General features: G+C 64.9%; 16 protein-coding genes. 7 read left to right on the top strand and 9 right to left on the bottom strand.

Annotated elements, in window-relative coordinates:
- Positions 1-99: 99 nt before the first annotated feature.
- From GPL20_RS13395 to GPL20_RS13375, 5 genes are all read left to right on the top strand, one after another.
- Complete coding sequence (locus GPL20_RS13395; RefSeq protein WP_157329952.1) at positions 100-1,446, top strand: HlyD family secretion protein; 1,347 nt, start codon at positions 100-102, stop codon at positions 1,444-1,446.
- Positions 1,446-3,383 carry a glycosyltransferase gene (locus GPL20_RS13390; protein ID WP_167533019.1) on the top strand — a complete coding sequence of 646 codons (1,938 nt, stop codon included), beginning with the start codon at positions 1,446-1,448 and terminating at the stop codon, positions 3,381-3,383. The genes GPL20_RS13395 and GPL20_RS13390 overlap by 1 nt, the downstream gene beginning before the upstream one ends.
- Before the next feature lie 122 nt (positions 3,384-3,505).
- Positions 3,506-4,807 carry a lytic murein transglycosylase gene (locus GPL20_RS13385; RefSeq protein WP_157329950.1) on the top strand — a complete coding sequence of 434 codons (1,302 nt, stop codon included), beginning with the start codon at positions 3,506-3,508 and terminating at the stop codon, positions 4,805-4,807.
- Positions 4,808-4,915: 108 nt separating this feature from the next.
- A complete protein-coding gene (locus GPL20_RS13380) occupies positions 4,916-5,419 on the top strand; it encodes a DUF1993 domain-containing protein (RefSeq protein WP_157329949.1) in 504 nt (167 codons plus the stop codon).
- Positions 5,420-5,598: 179 nt separating this feature from the next.
- Positions 5,599-6,699: an alkene reductase gene (locus tag GPL20_RS13375; protein WP_157329948.1), complete on the top strand. Its 1,101-nt coding sequence runs from the start codon at positions 5,599-5,601 to the stop codon at positions 6,697-6,699.
- A 227-nt stretch (positions 6,700-6,926) separates the two neighbouring features.
- Here GPL20_RS13375 and GPL20_RS13370 read toward each other — a convergent pair whose 3' ends face one another.
- The 8 genes from GPL20_RS13370 to GPL20_RS13335 form a co-directional block, all read right to left on the bottom strand.
- A complete protein-coding gene (locus GPL20_RS13370) occupies positions 6,927-8,669 on the bottom strand; it encodes an ABC transporter substrate-binding protein (RefSeq protein WP_167533018.1) in 1,743 nt (580 codons plus the stop codon).
- A 129-nt stretch (positions 8,670-8,798) separates the two neighbouring features.
- The gene (locus GPL20_RS13365) at positions 8,799-9,128 is read right to left on the bottom strand and encodes a DUF2160 domain-containing protein (RefSeq protein ID WP_157329946.1); all 330 of its coding nucleotides are present in this window, start codon (positions 9,126-9,128) and stop codon (positions 8,799-8,801) included.
- Between the two features lie 9 nt (positions 9,129-9,137).
- The gene (locus GPL20_RS13360) at positions 9,138-9,944 is read right to left on the bottom strand and encodes a carbohydrate ABC transporter permease (RefSeq protein ID WP_157329945.1); all 807 of its coding nucleotides are present in this window, start codon (positions 9,942-9,944) and stop codon (positions 9,138-9,140) included.
- On the bottom strand, positions 9,944-10,918 hold the full coding sequence (locus GPL20_RS13355; RefSeq protein WP_157329944.1) for a carbohydrate ABC transporter permease: 975 nt from the start codon (positions 10,916-10,918) through the stop codon (positions 9,944-9,946). The genes GPL20_RS13360 and GPL20_RS13355 overlap by 1 nt, the downstream gene beginning before the upstream one ends.
- Complete coding sequence (locus GPL20_RS13350; RefSeq protein ID WP_157329943.1) at positions 10,918-12,003, bottom strand: ABC transporter ATP-binding protein; 1,086 nt, start codon at positions 12,001-12,003, stop codon at positions 10,918-10,920. The genes GPL20_RS13355 and GPL20_RS13350 overlap by 1 nt, the downstream gene beginning before the upstream one ends.
- A 13-nt stretch (positions 12,004-12,016) precedes the next feature.
- Positions 12,017-13,093: an ABC transporter ATP-binding protein gene (locus tag GPL20_RS13345; protein ID WP_157329942.1), complete on the bottom strand. Its 1,077-nt coding sequence runs from the start codon at positions 13,091-13,093 to the stop codon at positions 12,017-12,019.
- Positions 13,090-14,640, bottom strand: a complete 1,551-nt coding sequence (gene glpD / locus GPL20_RS13340) for a glycerol-3-phosphate dehydrogenase (RefSeq protein ID WP_157329941.1) — start codon at positions 14,638-14,640, stop codon at positions 13,090-13,092. The genes GPL20_RS13345 and glpD overlap by 4 nt, the downstream gene beginning before the upstream one ends.
- Before the next feature lie 51 nt (positions 14,641-14,691).
- Positions 14,692-14,835: a hypothetical protein gene (locus GPL20_RS13335; RefSeq protein WP_157329940.1), complete on the bottom strand. Its 144-nt coding sequence runs from the start codon at positions 14,833-14,835 to the stop codon at positions 14,692-14,694.
- A gap of 83 nt (positions 14,836-14,918) precedes the next feature.
- Here GPL20_RS13335 and GPL20_RS13330 point away from each other — a divergent pair, with 83 nt between their 5' ends.
- Together GPL20_RS13330 and GPL20_RS13325 are read left to right on the top strand one after the other, a co-directional pair.
- The gene (locus tag GPL20_RS13330) at positions 14,919-15,170 is read left to right on the top strand and encodes a type II toxin-antitoxin system prevent-host-death family antitoxin (protein ID WP_157329939.1); all 252 of its coding nucleotides are present in this window, start codon (positions 14,919-14,921) and stop codon (positions 15,168-15,170) included.
- Complete coding sequence (locus GPL20_RS13325; protein WP_157329938.1) at positions 15,170-15,586, top strand: type II toxin-antitoxin system VapC family toxin; 417 nt, start codon at positions 15,170-15,172, stop codon at positions 15,584-15,586. The genes GPL20_RS13330 and GPL20_RS13325 overlap by 1 nt, the downstream gene beginning before the upstream one ends.
- Positions 15,587-15,590: 4 nt before the next feature.
- Here GPL20_RS13325 and GPL20_RS13320 read toward each other — a convergent pair whose 3' ends face one another.
- On the bottom strand, positions 15,591-16,436 hold the full coding sequence (locus GPL20_RS13320; RefSeq protein ID WP_254125753.1) for a DeoR/GlpR family DNA-binding transcription regulator: 846 nt from the start codon (positions 16,434-16,436) through the stop codon (positions 15,591-15,593).
- Positions 16,437-16,481: the final 45 nt, after the last annotated feature.

Raw genomic sequence — 16,481 nt, 5'->3', positions numbered from 1 at the left:
GGAAAGCGCAGTGTCGGCTTAATTGGCGGTAACCGGGCACGCTGCGCGGTTCCTGCGCATTGACCGGTTCCGTTGGCATCTCGTCAGCAAGGTGACCGCATGATGGACCGCTCGCGCGCCGCTTCCGTCGACCAAGGATCAACCCCCTCCTCCCAGGACGCGAAGACCGACGCGAAGGGCTTGCAGGAGGCCCTGCACGAGCAGCTGTTCGCCAATGACGAGCCCGGCCACGCGCCCGAAGCGCAGACAGCGCCGGAATCCGGAAGCCGCTGGCCGCATCTGCGACGCGGCGCCAAGATCGCCATCGGACTTGCCATCATCGCCGTGTTCGGCTGGCTGCCGCTGCGCGCGATCTGGGAGACTTCGAGCGTCGAGGCGGTGCTGAATTCCCGCCTCGTCACCCTGCGCACGCCGATCGGCGGCCGCGTGGCAGCCGCGCAACGCGTCACTGACCAGACCAAGCTCGACGCCGGGGCCGTTGTCCTGCGCGTCGTGAATTCGCGCAGCGATCGCACCCGGCTCGACGATCTCCGGCGGCAGAAATCGCGCCTGGAGAACGAGCGGCCGAGCCTTGCCGCCAAGCTTGCCTCGGCCCAGGCCGCACAAAAGGACCTGGCGCGGCAGGCCGCACAATTCCGCGAGGGGCGCGTGCTCCAGCTCGAGGCGCGCATTGCGGAGATCCAGACCTCGATCGAGGCGGCGGCAGCGCGGCGGGACGAGGCCAGTGCCGCCGTCGAGCGTGCGTCGTCGCTGGCGAAATCCGGCAATGTCTCGACGGTCGAGCTGGCACGATTGACGCGCGAACTTTCGGTGTCACAGCAGACCGAGCTCGGTGCGCGCAAGCGGCTGGATGCGGCGAAGGTCGAGCTCACTGCGGCGCGGAACGGCTCGTTCCTCGGCGACAGCTATAACGACCGGCCAAGCTCGGTGCAGCGCGAGGAGGAGATGCGCCAGCGCGCGAGCGATCTCGAAGCCGATCTCGCACGCACCGACACCGAGATCGCCTGGCTCGCCAACGAGATCATCATCGAGGAGGCCCGCTACGCCGATCTCTCCGAGGCCAACATCACCACGCCAGTAGCGGGCCGCGTCTGGGAGATGATGACCTCGCCCGGCGAGGACGTGCAGGCCGGCCAGCCCCTGCTCAAGGTGCTCGATTGCAGCGGCGCCGTGATCACCGCGAACGTCACCGAGAACGTCTACAACCGCCTGCAGCTCGGCGATCACGCCACGTTCGAGCCGAATGACGGCGGCGAGCCGATCTCCGGCACCGTCGTCAACCTGACGGGCGCCGCCGGCGCGCCCGCCAATCTCGCCATCAATCCGGATGCGCTGAGCAAGGAGCCCTATCGCGTCACCGTGGCATCCCGCGATGCCGCGGCACGCGCATGCACGGTGGGACGCACCGGCCGCGTCGTGTTCGCCCGGAACGAGGCCGCGCCGTGATGACGGCGCTGACGCCCGGCCTGATCACGCTCGGCGCCTTCATGGCGATCGTGCCGCTGCTCAATCGCAACAGCGCGATGGCACGCTCGTTCCTGGCCGTCGTCTCGCTGGTCTTCCTGCTCCGCTATCTCACCTGGCGCATCACGTCGACGCTTCCGCCGCCGCATCTGACCGTCGATGCCGTAATCGGCTATCCCTTCATGCTGCTGGAAGCAGCCTCGCTCGTCGCGGTAGCGTTGTCCCTGCTATTCCTGAGCCGGACGATCGACCGCACCAGTGCGGCAAGGATAGACCGCCGCGCCCGCGATCCGCGCGCGCCGCTGATCGATGTCTTCATCTGCACCTACAACGAGGAACGATCGATCCTCGAGCGCACGATCATCGGCGCGACCGGCATGGAGTACGGCAACTACCGCGTCTGGGTGCTCGATGACGGCCGCAGGTCCTGGCTGCGCCGGCTCGCGGGCGAACTCGGCTGCCACTATCTGACGCGGCCGGACAACCTCCACGCCAAGGCCGGCAATATCAACCATGCCCTCAGGCACGTCGGCGCGCTGCCGGAGCGGCCGGACTTCGTGGCCATTCTCGACGCCGATTTCGTGCCGCGGCCCGACTTCCTCGCGCGGACAGTTTCCCTCATGGACGATGCGTCGGTCGGCGTGGTGCAGACGCCGCAGCACTTCATCAATCCCGATCCGATCCAGACCAACCTCGCCGCGACCGATGTCTGGCCCGACGAACAGCGCTTCTTCTTCGACATCCTCATGCCGGCCAAGGACGCCTGGGGCGTCGCGTTTTGCTGCGGCACCTCATCCCTCATCCGCTATGCCGGGCTGATGCAGATTGGTGGCTTTCCGACCGACTCGGTGACGGAAGACTACCTCGTCACGCTTCGCCTGAAGGAATGCGGCCTCAATACGATCTATCTCAACGAGCGGTTGACGATCGGGCTCGCGCCGGAAGGGCTGAAGGAATACATCACCCAGCGCGCGCGCTGGTGCCTCGGTCTGATGCAGATCGTGCGCGGCCGCAGCGGACCGCTCTCGCGGGAGTCGAAGCTTGCCTTCATCGACCGGCTCTCGCTGGTCGACGCCTTCATGAGCTGGTCTGCGGTCTACATCTCGAAGGTGGCGGGCCTGGTGGTGCCCTGGCTGTTCCTGCTGTTCGGCATCAAAGCGGTTCGGGCCGACCTGACCGAGCTGCTGCGCGTTTTTCTGCCGTTCTATGTCTGGCACGGTCTCAGCATGGCCTGGCTGTCGCACGGCCGCTCGCTCGCCATAATGTCGGACGTGTCCCAACTCATCGCCGCGCCCGCCGTGCTCAAGGCGGTGGCAACCGGCCTGGTGAAGCCGAAGGGACACAAATTCAAGGTCACGGCGAAAGGCGGCGACCGCGACAGGCGCTTCGTCGAATGGCCGCTGCTGCGGATCTATGGCTGCGCGCTTGTCATCACGCTCGCGGCCATCGCCTACGCCTTCATCCTGCATCTGCGCGGCGAGAACATCGCCTATGGCGGACTGGCGCTGGCCTGGAGCCTCTACAACGCGCTCATCCTCACCGTGGTCTGCTTCGTCTGCATCGAGCAGCCGCGCAAGCGCAAGGCGGAGCGTTTCAATCGCAACGAGGCCGTCCTGCTGCGCCAGAAAGGCAGGTCGCATCTCGCGCGGCTCGCCGACATCTCCATTACCGGTGCGCGGCTGATCGACCCCGATCCGCCGGCACCCGGAAGCACCATCGAGTGCCGCATCTACGGCCGTTCAATCGCGGCCGTCGTGGTGCGACGGACCGCGGATGGATTCGCCGTGCGGTTCGAGGAAGGCATGGATACGCGCGTCCACGCGATCCGGGCGTTCTATGCCGGCGAATATGTTCGCGCCTATCGGGGCGTCAAAGCGCTCCCGGTCGGGAAAGCGCTGCTGATGCGGCTGTTCAGCTAGGCGCCGCACGACATCCGCTCGCTCGCATTGCCTGCGCCGGCGTGGCATGGAAAGGATGGCCTGAGGCCGTCACTTCACCTAGACTTCGTGCGAATCCACGCCTGCTCCCCGCCGGAACCCCCATGCTCCAGACCCGATTTGCGATCGCGGCCGTCGCGCTCCTCGCATGCTCCGCCACCGCCTCCGCCCAGCTGATGCCACCGCCTGCCAAGCCCGCAGCGCCCAGGGCCACCGCGCCCTCGCCGCGCGCGGCCTCGTGCCACAATGGCGCGAGCTTCGATCGCTTCCTGGCCGACGTGAAACAGCAGGCGGTTGCCGCCGGCGTGTCTCAGCACACCATCGCGGAGGCTTCGCCCTACCTCGTCTACGACCAGGGCATCGTCAACCGCGACCGCGGCCAGCGCGTGTTCGGCCAGCTCTTCACCGAATTCGCCGGCCGCATGGCCGCGCCCTATCGCATGCAGAACGGCCAGCAGCACATCAAGCAATATGCCGCCGCGTTTGCACGCGCCGAGAAGGAATACGGCGTGCCGCCGGCGGTGATCGCCGCGTTCTGGGGGCTGGAGAGCGATTTCGGCGCCAACATGGGCAATCTGCCGACGTTGAAATCGCTGGTGTCGCTGGCGTATGACTGCCGCCGCTCGGAGATGTTCGTGAACGAGACCATCGCCGCGCTGAAGGTCATCGACCGCGGCGACCTCACGCCCGAGGAGATGATCGGCTCATGGGCCGGCGAGCTCGGCCAGACCCAGTTCCTGCCGACGCATTACGTCAACTACGCCGTCGATTATGACGGCGACGGGCGGCGCGACCTCTTGCGCTCGGGGCCCGACGTGATCGCCTCGACCGCGAACTACATCGCCAACGGCTTGAAGTGGCGGCGCGGCGAGCCATGGCTGGAAGAGATCAGGGTGCCGCCGAACCTGCCGTGGGACAAGACCGATCTCACGGTGCGGGAGCCGCGCTCGACATGGGCGCAGCTCGGGGTCACCTATCCCGATGGTCGTCCATTGCCGAACGACAATCTGGCCGCCTCCGTGCTGCTGCCGATGGGGCGTAACGGCCCGGCCTTCATGGCGTATCCGAATTTCGCCGCCTACACCGAGTGGAATAACTCGCTGATCTACTCGACCACCGCGGGCTATCTCGCCTCGCGCATCGCGGGCGCAGCGCCAATGCGCAAGCCCTCGGCACCGGTCGCACAGCTGCCGTTCAACGAGCTCAAGCAATTGCAGCAGCTTTTGGTCCAAGCCGGCTTCAATGTCGGCAAGGTCGACGGCGTGCTGGGCCAGCAGAGCCGCGCCGCCGTGAAGGCGATGCAGATCAAGTACGGCCTGCCCGCCGATTCCTGGCCGACCGCCGAGCTCCTCGCCCGCATGCGCGGCGGCACGGCACAGGCGCAGCCACAGGCGACGGTGCGGTAGAATTTTCGCACCGCACAAGCCGCTGTCCGCGATTGTATTTTTCCATGACGGCCCCATGTGAGTGGCTCAGGTTTCTCCTGAATTTCCCACCATGAGAGCGAGCATCACATGTCCTTCTACGACGCCGTCGTCCCCGCCTATCTGCAAATGCTGAACAGCCTCACCGGCCTGCTCACCAAAGCCGAGGCGCATTGCGCGGCCAAAAAGATCGACCCCAGCGTCCTGCTGGGCTCCCGCCTCTTCCCGGACATGCTGCCGCTGTCGAAGCAGATCCAGCTCGTCAGCGATTTCGCCACCAAGGGCTGCGCGCGGCTGACGCACAGCGAGGTGCCCTCCAATCCCGATACCGAAAAGACCTTCGAAGAATTGAAGCAGCGTCTGGCGAAAACCATCGACTATGTGAAGTCGTTCAAGCCCGAGCAGTTCGAGGGCGCGGAGAGCAAGGACGTCACCTTTCCGACCGGGCCCGATAAGACTACGACCCTGAAGGGCCAGCAGTTCCTGAGCGCATTCTCGCTGCCGAACTTCTATTTCCACTGCGCGACCGCGCACGGCATCCTGCGTCACAACGGCGTCGAGATCGGCAAGCGCGATTTCATGGGCCTGAACTGATTTGCGCAATCGCACGGCCGCGGCAGCGGGATTCTACTGTCGTGGCCGAAATTGCACATGAATTATGCTACGCGGGCCCTGCCGCGCAGCTCGCCTGCACTTTCCGTATGGCTCGTCCCTTGCGCTGATTGCCGCGATGCACAAGTGTTCGTGACCTCTCACCGCCTGGAAGCATTCCCATGAGCCGTTCGGCCAAATTGTTTGAGACCTACAAGCTCGGCCCGATCACACTGGCCAATCGCCTGGTGATGGCGCCGCTGACGCGCAACCGCGCCGCGCCCGGCACCTTCGTGCCGAGCCCGCTCGCCGCCGACTATTACGGCCAGCGCGCGTCCGCAGGCCTCCTGATCACCGAAGCGAGCCAGGTCTCGCAGCAGGGCCAGGGCTACCAGGACACGCCCGGCATCTACTCCAGGGACCAGGTCGCCGGCTGGCGCAAGGTCACCGACCGCGTGCATGAGCGCGGCGGCAAGATCTTCATCCAGCTCTGGCATGTCGGCCGCATCTCGCATGTCGACCTCCAGGCCAATGGCGCCGCCCCGGTGGCGCCGAGCGCGATCCGCGCCAAGGGCAAGACCTTCGTCAACGGCACCTTCGCCGACGTCTCCGAGCCGCGTGCGCTCGAGCTCTCCGAGATTCCAGGCATCATCGACGACTTCAAACGCGCGACGAAGAACGCGCTGGAGGCCGGCTTCGACGGCGTCGAGATCCACGGCGCCAACGGCTATCTGCTCGACCAGTTCGCCCGGGACGGCGCCAACAAGCGCCAGGACGCCTATGGCGGCTCCATCGAGAACCGCGCGCGGCTGATGCTCGAGGTCTCCAAGGCGGTTGCCACTGAAGCCGGCGCCGACCGCACCGGCATCCGCATCTCGCCGGTGACGCCGGCCAACGACCTCTCCGACTCCAACCCGCAAGCCTTGTTCGACCACATCGTCGACGGGCTCAGCGCGCTCAAGCTGGTCTATCTCCATGTCGTCGAAGGCGCGACCGGCGGCCCGCGCGACATCGCGCCGTTCGACTATGGCTCCTTACGCAAGCGCTTCACCGGCGCCTACGTCGCCAACAACGGCTACGACTTCGATCTCGCGACCAAGGTGCTGGACGCGAACGCGGCCGATCTGATCGCCTTCGGCAAGCCCTTCATCTCCAACCCCGACCTGGTCGAGCGGCTGAAGACGGGCGCGGCGCTGAACGACTGGGACAAGACCACGTTCTACGGCGGCGGCGCGAAGGGATACACGGATTACCCGACGCTGGCGGCCGAGCCGGCGGAGTAGGTCTTCTCCACACGACAACTGTCATGCCCCGCGAAGGCGGGGCATCCAGTACGCCGCAGCTTATCGGTTCAGTCACGACCGCCTCGGAGTACTGGATTGCCCGCCTTCGCGGGCAATGACACCGAGAATATGGAAAGTGCGTGCCTCAAGCTCATGATCGCGAGAGCACAAGAAAAAGGCCGGGATCGTTCCCGGCCTTTCGTGTTTCTCGGCGCTCTGTGCGCCGCTTACTTCGCTTCCGCGCGCTTGGGCGGGGTGGCCGGCCACGACTTGATCAGAGTGTCGTAGTCGACGGTTTCGCCCTTCGGCTTCTCGTTGGCGAGCTTGCGCTGCGGCGCAATCGTGCCGTCCTTCTGGGCCTTGGCGAACCAGAACTCGGCACTCTCCTTCTTGTGCAGCTTCGGACCGCAGGCGCCCTGCACGCCGGACTTCTCCAGACGCTCCATGACGGAGTCCTGGGCCGCCGCAAGAGCATCCATGGCCTGCTGCGGCGTCTTCGCACCGGACGACGCATCGCCGATGTTCTGCCACCACAGCTGCGCGAGCTTCGGATAGTCGGGCACGTTGTTGCCGGTCGGGGTCCACTGCACGCGCGCGGGCGAGCGGTAGAACTCGATCAGGCCGCCGAGCTTCGGCGCACGCTCGGTGAACGACTTGTCCCAGATGTCGGATTCACGGATGAAGGTGAGACCGACATGGCTCTTCTTCAGCGACACCGACTTGGAGATGATGAACTGGAGATAGAGCCAGGCCGCCTTGCGGCGATCCGCCGGGGTCGACTTGAGCAGCGTCACGGAGCCGGCGTCCTGATAGCCGAGCTTCATGCCTTCCTTCCAGTACGAACCGTGCGGCGACGGCGCCATACGCCATTTCGGCGTACCGTCCGCGTTCATCACGGCGATGCCCGGCTTCACCATGTCGGCGGTGAAGGCGGTGTACCAGAACATCTGCTGGGCGATGTTGCCCTGCGCCGGCACGGGGCCGGCTTCGGAGAACGTCATGCCCTGCGCCTGCGGCGGCGCGTACTTCTTCAGCCACTCGAGGTACTTGGTGATCGAGTAGACCGCGGCCGGACCGTTGGTGTCGCCACCACGTTCCACCGACGAGCCGACCGGGCGGCAGCCTTCCATGCGGATGCCCCACTCGTCGACCGGCAGACCGTTCGGAATGCCCTTGTCACCGTTGCCGGCCATCGACAGCCAGGCGTCGGTGAAACGCCATCCGAGCGAGGGGTCCTTCTTGCCATAGTCCATATGGCCGTAGACCTTGACGCCGTTGATCTCCTTGATGTCGTTGGTGAAGAACTCGGCGATGTCCTCATAGGCCGACCAGTTCACGGGCACGCCGAGCTCGTAGCCGTACTTGGCCTTGAACTTGGCCTTGTAGTCGGGGTTGGTGAACCAGTCGTAGCGGAACCAGTAGAGGTTGGCGAACTGCTGGTCGGGAAGCTGATAGAGCTTGCCGTCCGGTCCCGTCGTGAACGACTTGCCGATGAAGTCGTTGACGTCGAGCATGGGATCGGTGACGTCCTTGCCTTCGCCGGCCATGTAGTCCGACAGCACGACCGTCTGGCCGTAGCGGAAATGGGTGCCGATCAGGTCGGAGTCGTTGATCCAGCCGTCATAGACGTTCTTGCCCGACTGCATCTGGGTCTGGAGCTTCTCGACGACGTCACCTTCCTGGATGAGGTCGTGCTTGAGCTTGATGCCGGTGAGCTCGGAGAACGCCTTGGCCAGCGTCTGCGATTCGTATTCGTGGGTGGTGATGGTTTCGGAGACGACGTTGATCTCCATGCCCTTGAAGGGTTCGGCCGCCTTCGCGAACCATTCCAGCTCCTTCTTCTGGTCTTCCTTCGACAGCGTCGAGGGCTGGAATTCCGCGATCCATTTCTGGATCACGGCGTCGTCGGCAGCGCGAACCGGCGCCGAGACGGCAAACGACACCGCAACAATCGCGGCGACGCTGGACATGGTCAGAAAGCTATTCTTGGTCAATGGACCTTTCCTTCTCCTAAACTGTCGCATGTTGTTCCTCCATTGCAGCGACAAACTTTATACAGGCCCGGGTTGGTCCCGGATCTGGCCGTCCCTTCGCGAGCTTCAGACCGTGCGAAAAATGAACACGGCCGTGACAAGCGAAATTCCACTTGCGAGCCACAGGCTCGAAATCTCGAATCCCTCCTCGCCGATCGGCAGTGTGGCGATCGCGTCGTTGCCGACGAGGCCGATCCACGCGAGGTGAATGACGGCGGCCGCGATCAGCGAGATAAACAGGCGGTCGCCGCGCGTGGTCGGAATGCGCAGCACGCCGACGCGCTCGGCCTCGGGATAGACCGCGGCAAGATACGTCATCACGGCCAGCGTGCAGGCGAGCGCGGCGAAGAAGATCGCGGTCGGCAGCGTCCAGGCCATCCATGCGATGGATTCCATGAGAACCTCCTAGACCCGGCCGAGCGCGAAGCCGCGCGCGATGTAGTTGCGGACGAACCAGATCACGAGCGCGCCCGGAATGATGGTGAGCACACCGGCGGCAGCCAGCAGGCCCCAATCCATGCCGGCCGCCGACACCGTGCGCGTCATGATCGCGGCGATGGGCTTGGCCTGCACCGAGGTCAGTGTGCGCGCGAGCAGCAGCTCGACCCAAGAGAACATGAAGCAGAAGAAGGCTGCGACGCCGATGCCGCTCGCGATCAGCGGCACCAGGATCTTGATGAAGAAGCGCGGGAAGGAATAGCCGTCGAGGAAGGCGGTCTCGTCGATCTCGCGCGGCACGCCCGAGACGAAGCCCTCGAGGATCCACACCGCGAGCGGGACGTTGAAGATGCAGTGCGCGAGCGCCACCGCCCAGGGCGTATCGAACAGCCCGATCGCCGAATACAAATTGAAGAACGGCAGCGCGTAGACCGCGGCCGGCGCCATGCGGTTCGACAGCAGCCAGAAGAACAGGTGCTTGTCGCCGAGGAAGCGGTAGCGCGAGAAGGCGTAGGCCGCCGGCAGCGCCACCGAGATCGAGATGATGGTGTTGAGGACGACGTATTCCAGCGAGTTGATGTAGCCGGAATACCAGCTCTCGTCGGTGAAGATGCGCTTGTAATGCTGCAGCGTCGGGGTGTGCGGCCACAGCGTCATCGTCGAGACGATCTCGGCGTTGGTCTTGAAGCTCATGTTGACGAGCCAGTAGATCGGCAACAGCAGGAAGATCAGGAACAGCGCCATGATGAGGCGGCGGCCGGGAATCGAATGCATCAGGCCACTCCTTCCTTTGGCTTGAGCGCGGGCACCGGCACGAGCCCGGCCGAAGGCTTGGGCTCTACCGCCGGCTTGCTCTCCACCTGGACTTTGCGTTCGACGCCGGCATTGGTCATGACGGTGTAGAAGATCCAGCAGACGATCAGGATGATCAGATTGTAGACCAGCGACAGCGCCGCGGCCTTGCCGAGGTCGAACTGGCCGAGCGCGATCTTGACGAGCTCGATCGACACGAAGGTCGTGGAGTTGCCGGGCCCGCCGCCGGTGACGACGAACGGCTCGGTGTAGATCATGAAGCTGTCCATGAAGCGCAACAGCACCGCGATCAGCAGCACGCGGTTCATCTTCGGCAGCTGGATCGCCTTGAACACGGCCCAGCGCGAGGCGCCGTCGATCTGCGCCGCCTGATAATAGGCGTCGGGGATCGACTTCAGGCCGGCATAGCAGAGCAGCGCAACGAGGCTGGTCCAGTGCCAGACGTCCATCACGATGACGGTGACCCAGGCATCAACCTCGTTGGAGACGTAATTGTAGTCGATGCCGATGGCGTTCAGCACATAGCCGAGCAGGCCGATGTCGGGCCGGCCGAAAATCTGCCAGATCGTGCCGACCACGTTCCATGGAATCAGCAGCGGCAGCGCGAGGATGATCAGGCAGGCCGCGACGGTCCAGCCCTCGCGCGGCATCGACAGCGCGACGACGATGCCGAGTGGCACCTCGATGGCGAGGATCACCAGCGAGAAAAACAGGTTGCGGCCGAGCGAAGCGAGGAAGCGGCCGCCGAGATCGGTCGAGGGATCCAGCAGCTCCTTGAACCAGCCGACGCCGTTCCAGAAGAACTGGTTGTTGCCGAACGTGTCCTGCATCGAATAGTTCACCACCGTCATCAGCGGCAGCACCGCCGAGAAGGCGACCACCAGGAACACCGGCAGCACCAGGAACCAGGCTTTTTGGTTGATGGTCTTGTCCATCAGGCGGCTCCCTCCACCAGAAGGCTGTCGGCATAGACGTGGACGTGCGACGGATCGAACTTCAGCCCGGCGTTGCCGTCCGCGCTGGTGAACCCCGCCGGCGAACGCGCCGCGAGCTTTGCATCTCCGAGGCGCGCCCGTGCGAAGCGGATGCGGCCGAGATCGTCGATGCGCTCGATCCTTGCGGTGAGCAGGCCGAGCGCCGGCGCGACGACCTCGACGAACTCCGGACGCACGCCGATCTCGATCTTGGCGCCCGAAGGCAGATTGTCGTAAGCGCGGTTGAGCGCGATGACGTGGCCGCCGATCCGGGCCTCGCGCCCCCTCACCTCTGCCGGCAGGATGTTCATGCCGGGCGAGCCGATGAAGTAGCCGACGAAAGTGTGCGCCGGCTTGTCGAACAGTTCGGCCGGCGTTCCGCTCTGCACCACGCGGCCGTCATGCATGACGACGACCGTGTCGGCGAAGGTCAGCGCCTCGGTCTGGTCGTGGGTGACGTAGATCATCGTGAGGTCGAGCTCGCGATGCAGCGCCTTGAGCTTGGAGCGAAGCTGCCATTTCAGCTCGGGATCGATCACGGTCAGCGGCTCGTCGAACAGAACCGCGGCGACATCGGAGCGGACGAGGCCGCGGCCGAGCGAGATCTTCTGCTTGGCGTCGGCGGTGAGCCGCGTCGCCTTGCGGTTCAGATAGGGTTCGAGATCGAGCAGCCGGCCGATCTCGGCGACGCGCTTGTCGATCTCGGCCTTCGGCACGCCGCGGTTCTTGAGCGGAAATGCCAGGTTCTGCCCCACCGTCATGGTGTCGTAGATCACCGGAAACTGGAACACCTGGGCGATGTTGCGCTTCTGCGTCGACAGCGGGGTGATGTCCTTGTTGTCGAACAGGATCTTTCCGCGCGACGGCGTGATGATGCCGGAGATGACGTTGAGCAGCGTGGTCTTGCCGCAGCCGGACGGCCCGAGCAGCGCATAGGCGCCGCCCTGCCGCCAGGTCATGGTCACCGGCTTCAGCGCAAAGGTCTCCGGCGGGGCGTCGTTGCCGCCGTAGGAGTGGGCGAGATCGACGAGGTCAATGCGGGCCATGGCGCATGCCTCCTCAAGATGCTGGCGCAGCGACCAATCGGTCAGCCGCGTCAAAGACAAAGACATCATTCGGATCGAGCACGGCATCGATGGTCTGGCCGGGCTCGAACTCGTGCACGCCGTGCAGCACCGCCACCCAGTTCGATCCGTCGCGGGTCAGATGCACGAAACTCTCCGAACCGGTGATCTCGGTCACCGTCACCGTGGCGTGGAAGGCGTGGCGGCCGGCCTCGCCATTGGCGAGCCCGAGCTGATGCGCGCGGAAACCGACGCGATAGGCGCCGTCGGCGAGCGACGAATAGAGTCCCGAGGCCGGCGAAGCCGTGCCGCCGGCATATTGCACGGAGCCGTTCTTCTTCTCGATGCCGACGAGATTGAGCGGCGGATCGGAAAACACCTGCGCGACGCGAAGCGTCTGCGGGCGGCGGTAGACGTTGGCGGTCTCGCCCATCTGGAGCGCTTCGCCCTCCCACATGCACACCGTATTGCCGCCGAGCAAGAGCGCCTCGGTCGGCTCGGTGGTGGCATAGACGAAGATCGCGCCGGAGGCCTCGAAGATACGCGGCAGTTCGGCGCGCAGCTCCTCGCGCAGCTTGTAGTCGAGATTGGCGAGCGGCTCGTCGAGCAGCACGAGATCGGCGCCCTTGACCAGCGCGCGCGCGATCGCGGTGCGCTGCTGCTGGCCGCCGGAGAGCTGGAGCGGCGTGCGCTTCAGGAACGGCTCGAGCCGCAGCAGCTTTGCCGCTTCCGCCACGCGCTGCTCGATCTCCCCGCGCGGCTTGCCCTGCACGCGCAGGGGCGAGGCGATGTTCTCGTAGACCGTGAGCGAGGGATAGTTGATGAACTGCTGATAGACCATGGCGACCGAACGCTGGCGCACGTCGGCGCCGGTGACGTCCTTGCCGTTGACCAGCACCTTGCCCGTGGTCGGCTTGTCGAGGCCGGCGAGCAGCCGCATGATCGAGGTCTTGCCCGACAGCGTCGGGCCGAGCAGCACGTTGAGGGTGCCGCTCTCGAGCGTCAGGGAGACGTCGCGGATATGCGGCACCCCTTCGACGGTCCGGGTCACGTGGTCGAGTGTCACCGTCATGAGCGTCCTCCCGCTTCCAGCAGGGGACTTTGCGGCACAGCGTGGGTCCTGATCCAGTCATCAAGCGATGCGATCTCGTCGGCAGATAGTCGCAGGCCGAGCTTGGAACGCCGCCAGACCACGTCCTCGGCGGTGACGGCCCATTCATTGGCCATGAGGTAGCGGACCTCGCGCTCGGTCAGCGTCGCCCCGAACGCCTGGCCGAGATCCGCCGCCGATTTCGCGTCGCCGAGCAGCTTGATGGCCCTCGTGCCATAGGCCCGCGCGAGGCGCCGCGCATGCTCGTGGCTGAGGAAGGGATAGCCGCGCTGGAGCTCGGCGATCAGCCCGTCGATGTCAGACACATTCATGTCGCCGCCGGGCAGCGGCCATTTGCCGGTCCAGCCCTCGCGCGCTTTTGCGCTGCGAAGATAGGGCGCGAGTCGTTCCAGCGCCTCTTCGGCGAGGCGGCGATAGGTCGTGATCTTGCCGCCATAGATCGAGAGCAGCGGCGCGCCGCCGGGGGTGTCGAGCTCGAACACGTAATCGCGGGTCGCAGCCTTGGCTTCGCTGGCGCCGTCGTCATAGAGCGGGCGCACGCCGGAATAGGTCCAGACCACGTCGTCGGGCTTCACGGGCTTTGCCAGATATTCGCTCGCGGCCGTGCAGAGATACTGGATCTCCTCGGGCGTCGCCTTCACCTTGGCAGGATCACCGTCATAGTCGCGGTCGGTGGTGCCGATCAGCGTGAAATCGTCCTGGTACGGGATCACGAAGATGATGCGGCCGTCGGCGTTCTGGAACATGTAGGCGCGGTCGTGGTCGTAGAGCTTCCTGACCACGATGTGCGAGCCCTGCACCAGGCGGACCTTGGCCTTGGCGTTGACGCCGGCGCCGCGGCCGAGCACGTCCTCGACCCAGGGCCCGCCGGCATTGATGAGCGCGCGCGCCTGGATCGACGAGCGCGCACCGGTCAGCGTGTCGACCATGCTGACCGTCCAGATGCCGTCGGACTGGCGGATCTCGGTGGCACGGGTGCGGGTGCGGATCTCGGCGCCCTTGTCGGCGGCGTCGCGCGCATTGAGCACGACGAGGCGGGCGTCATCGACGAAGCAGTCGGAATATTCGAACGCGCGGGAGTAGCGGTTCGGGATCAGCGGGCGGCCGACCTCGTCGCGCCGGAGATCGACGGAGCGCGTGGCGGGCAGCAGGTGGCGGCCGCCGATGTGATCATAGAGGAAGAGGCCGAGCCGCAGCAGCCAGGCGGGGCGCAGGCCGGCGTGATGCGGCAAGACGAAGCGGAGGGGGCGGATGATGTGGGGCGCGATGCCCCAGAGAATCTCGCGCTCGATCAGCGCCTCGCGGACCAGGCGAAACTCGTAATATTCGAGATAGCGCAGGCCGCCATGCACCAGCTTGGTCGACCAGGACGATGTCCCGCTCGCCAGATCGTTCATTTCACACAGGAAAACCGTGTTACCGCGGCCCACCGCATCGCGCGCGATGCCGCAGCCGTTAACACCGCCTCCGATGATGGCGAGGTCGAAAATACGCTCCAACAGACGCATCCCCCGGCGACCGCCCGTTCCTTCGAGCGGCTACTTTCGTTTTTGATTAGATCACACCGAAAAACGAAAGCAAGATGAAAGAGAGGCGGCAAGAAGCGAAACCGGAACTTTTTTCGTGGGCAACGCGATGGAATGATTGGCAGCGGGATCGACAGGTTCAGGAGCAAAAGCCCGACTGATCAGCACGTGGCGCATGAATGATGTCAGCAAATGCCGCAGAGCCTTGAATGTAGCAACATGCCTACATATGATACGATCTTGGCCAGGAGGCGCAAAAGATGGTGACCACTCTCACCAGCCGAGAATTCAACCACGACACCAGCGGCGCCAAGAAAGCGGCCTCGCACGGACCCGTCTTTATTACGGACCGTGGCCGCCCGGCCCATGTCCTGCTGACGATCGAAGATTATTTACGTCTGACTGGCGGGCACATGAGCCTAGCCGAAGCTTTGGCGCAGGCGGACACGGACTTTGATTTCGATCCGCCGCCTGTTGCCGGCGGGATCTTCAAGTCCGCCGATCTCGACTGATGTTTCTGCTAGACACCAACGTTATTTCCGAACTGAGGCGACCTGATAAAGCCCATCGCAACGTCGTCGCCTGGGCCAATGCAATTCCCGCGGCGAACTTCTTCATATCCGCGATCTCAATACTCGAAATTGAACTTGGCGCGCGCCTGATCGAGCGCAAAGATGCCGCGCAAGGTGCGCTCCTGCGCAATTGGATCGACAATCATATTCTGGCTCGTTTTGAAGGCCGAATCCTGGCCATCGACACGGCAGTGGCGCGGCGCTGTGCCCAACTTCACGTTCCCAACCCGAGGGCCGAACGCGACGCTCTCATTGCGGCAACCGCGCTTGTTCACGGCTTGACGATCGTGACGCGTAACGTAGGAGATTTCGAGCCTACGGGCGTTCCGCTGCTCAACCCGTGGGCCGACGCCTGAGCCGCTATCGCAGCCGGACCACCGGCGCCGCTTCAGGCGCGGCATCCTGAGCTTCGCCCTGGGCGTCATCGATATCCGCCCCCTTCGGCATCGCCTCGACCACCTCGATGCCCTTGCTGTGGCAGATGGTGGCGAGGCGCTCGGGCAGTTCCTGGTCGGTCACGAAGGTCTGGATCTGGCTGATGTGGGCGATGCGCACCGGCGCGCTGCGGCGGAGTTTTGTGGAATCGGCAACCAGCATGACGCTGCGGGCATTGGCGATGATGGCCTGCGCCACCTGCACCTCGCGATAGTCGAAGTCGAGCAGCGCGCCCTCCTCGTCGATCGCGGACGCGCCGATGATGGCATAGTCCACCTTGAACTGGCCGATCAGCTGCGTCGCGGTCGAGCCGACCACGGCACCATCTGCGCGCCGCACCGTGCCGCCGGCGACCACCACCTCGATGCGGGGATGGCGGTAGAGCAGCATGGCGACGTTGAGGTTGTTGGTGATGACGAGGAGGTCCTCGTGCGAGGTCAGCGCGCTCGCAACCTCCTCCGTCGTGGTGCCGATGTTGATGAACAGCGAGCAGCCGTTCGGGATCAGCGAGGCGGCGGCAGCGCCAATCGCCTTCTTCTCGTCGGCGGCGACGAAGCGGCGCGCCTCATAGGCGAGATTTTCGACGCCGGAGGCGATGATGGCGCCGCCATGGATCCGGGTCAGCGAACGGCGCTCGCAGAGATCGTTGAGATCCTTGCGGATGGTCTGCGCGGACACCTCGAACCGGCGCGCGAGCTCCTCGACCATGACGCGGCCGGAGGCGCGCGCGATGTTGAGGATTTCGGCTTGGCGATGGGTCAGTCCGGTCACGGCGAGAACCTCAAATCAGAGCGATGCATGGTGCGGCGGTTCGCG

The organism is Bradyrhizobium cajani (genome assembly GCF_009759665.1).
Taxonomy (GTDB): Bacteria; Pseudomonadota; Alphaproteobacteria; order Rhizobiales; family Xanthobacteraceae; genus Bradyrhizobium; species Bradyrhizobium cajani.
The sequence above is the reverse complement of the archived record's forward strand: the minus strand, read 5'-3'. Positions and strand labels throughout refer to the sequence as shown.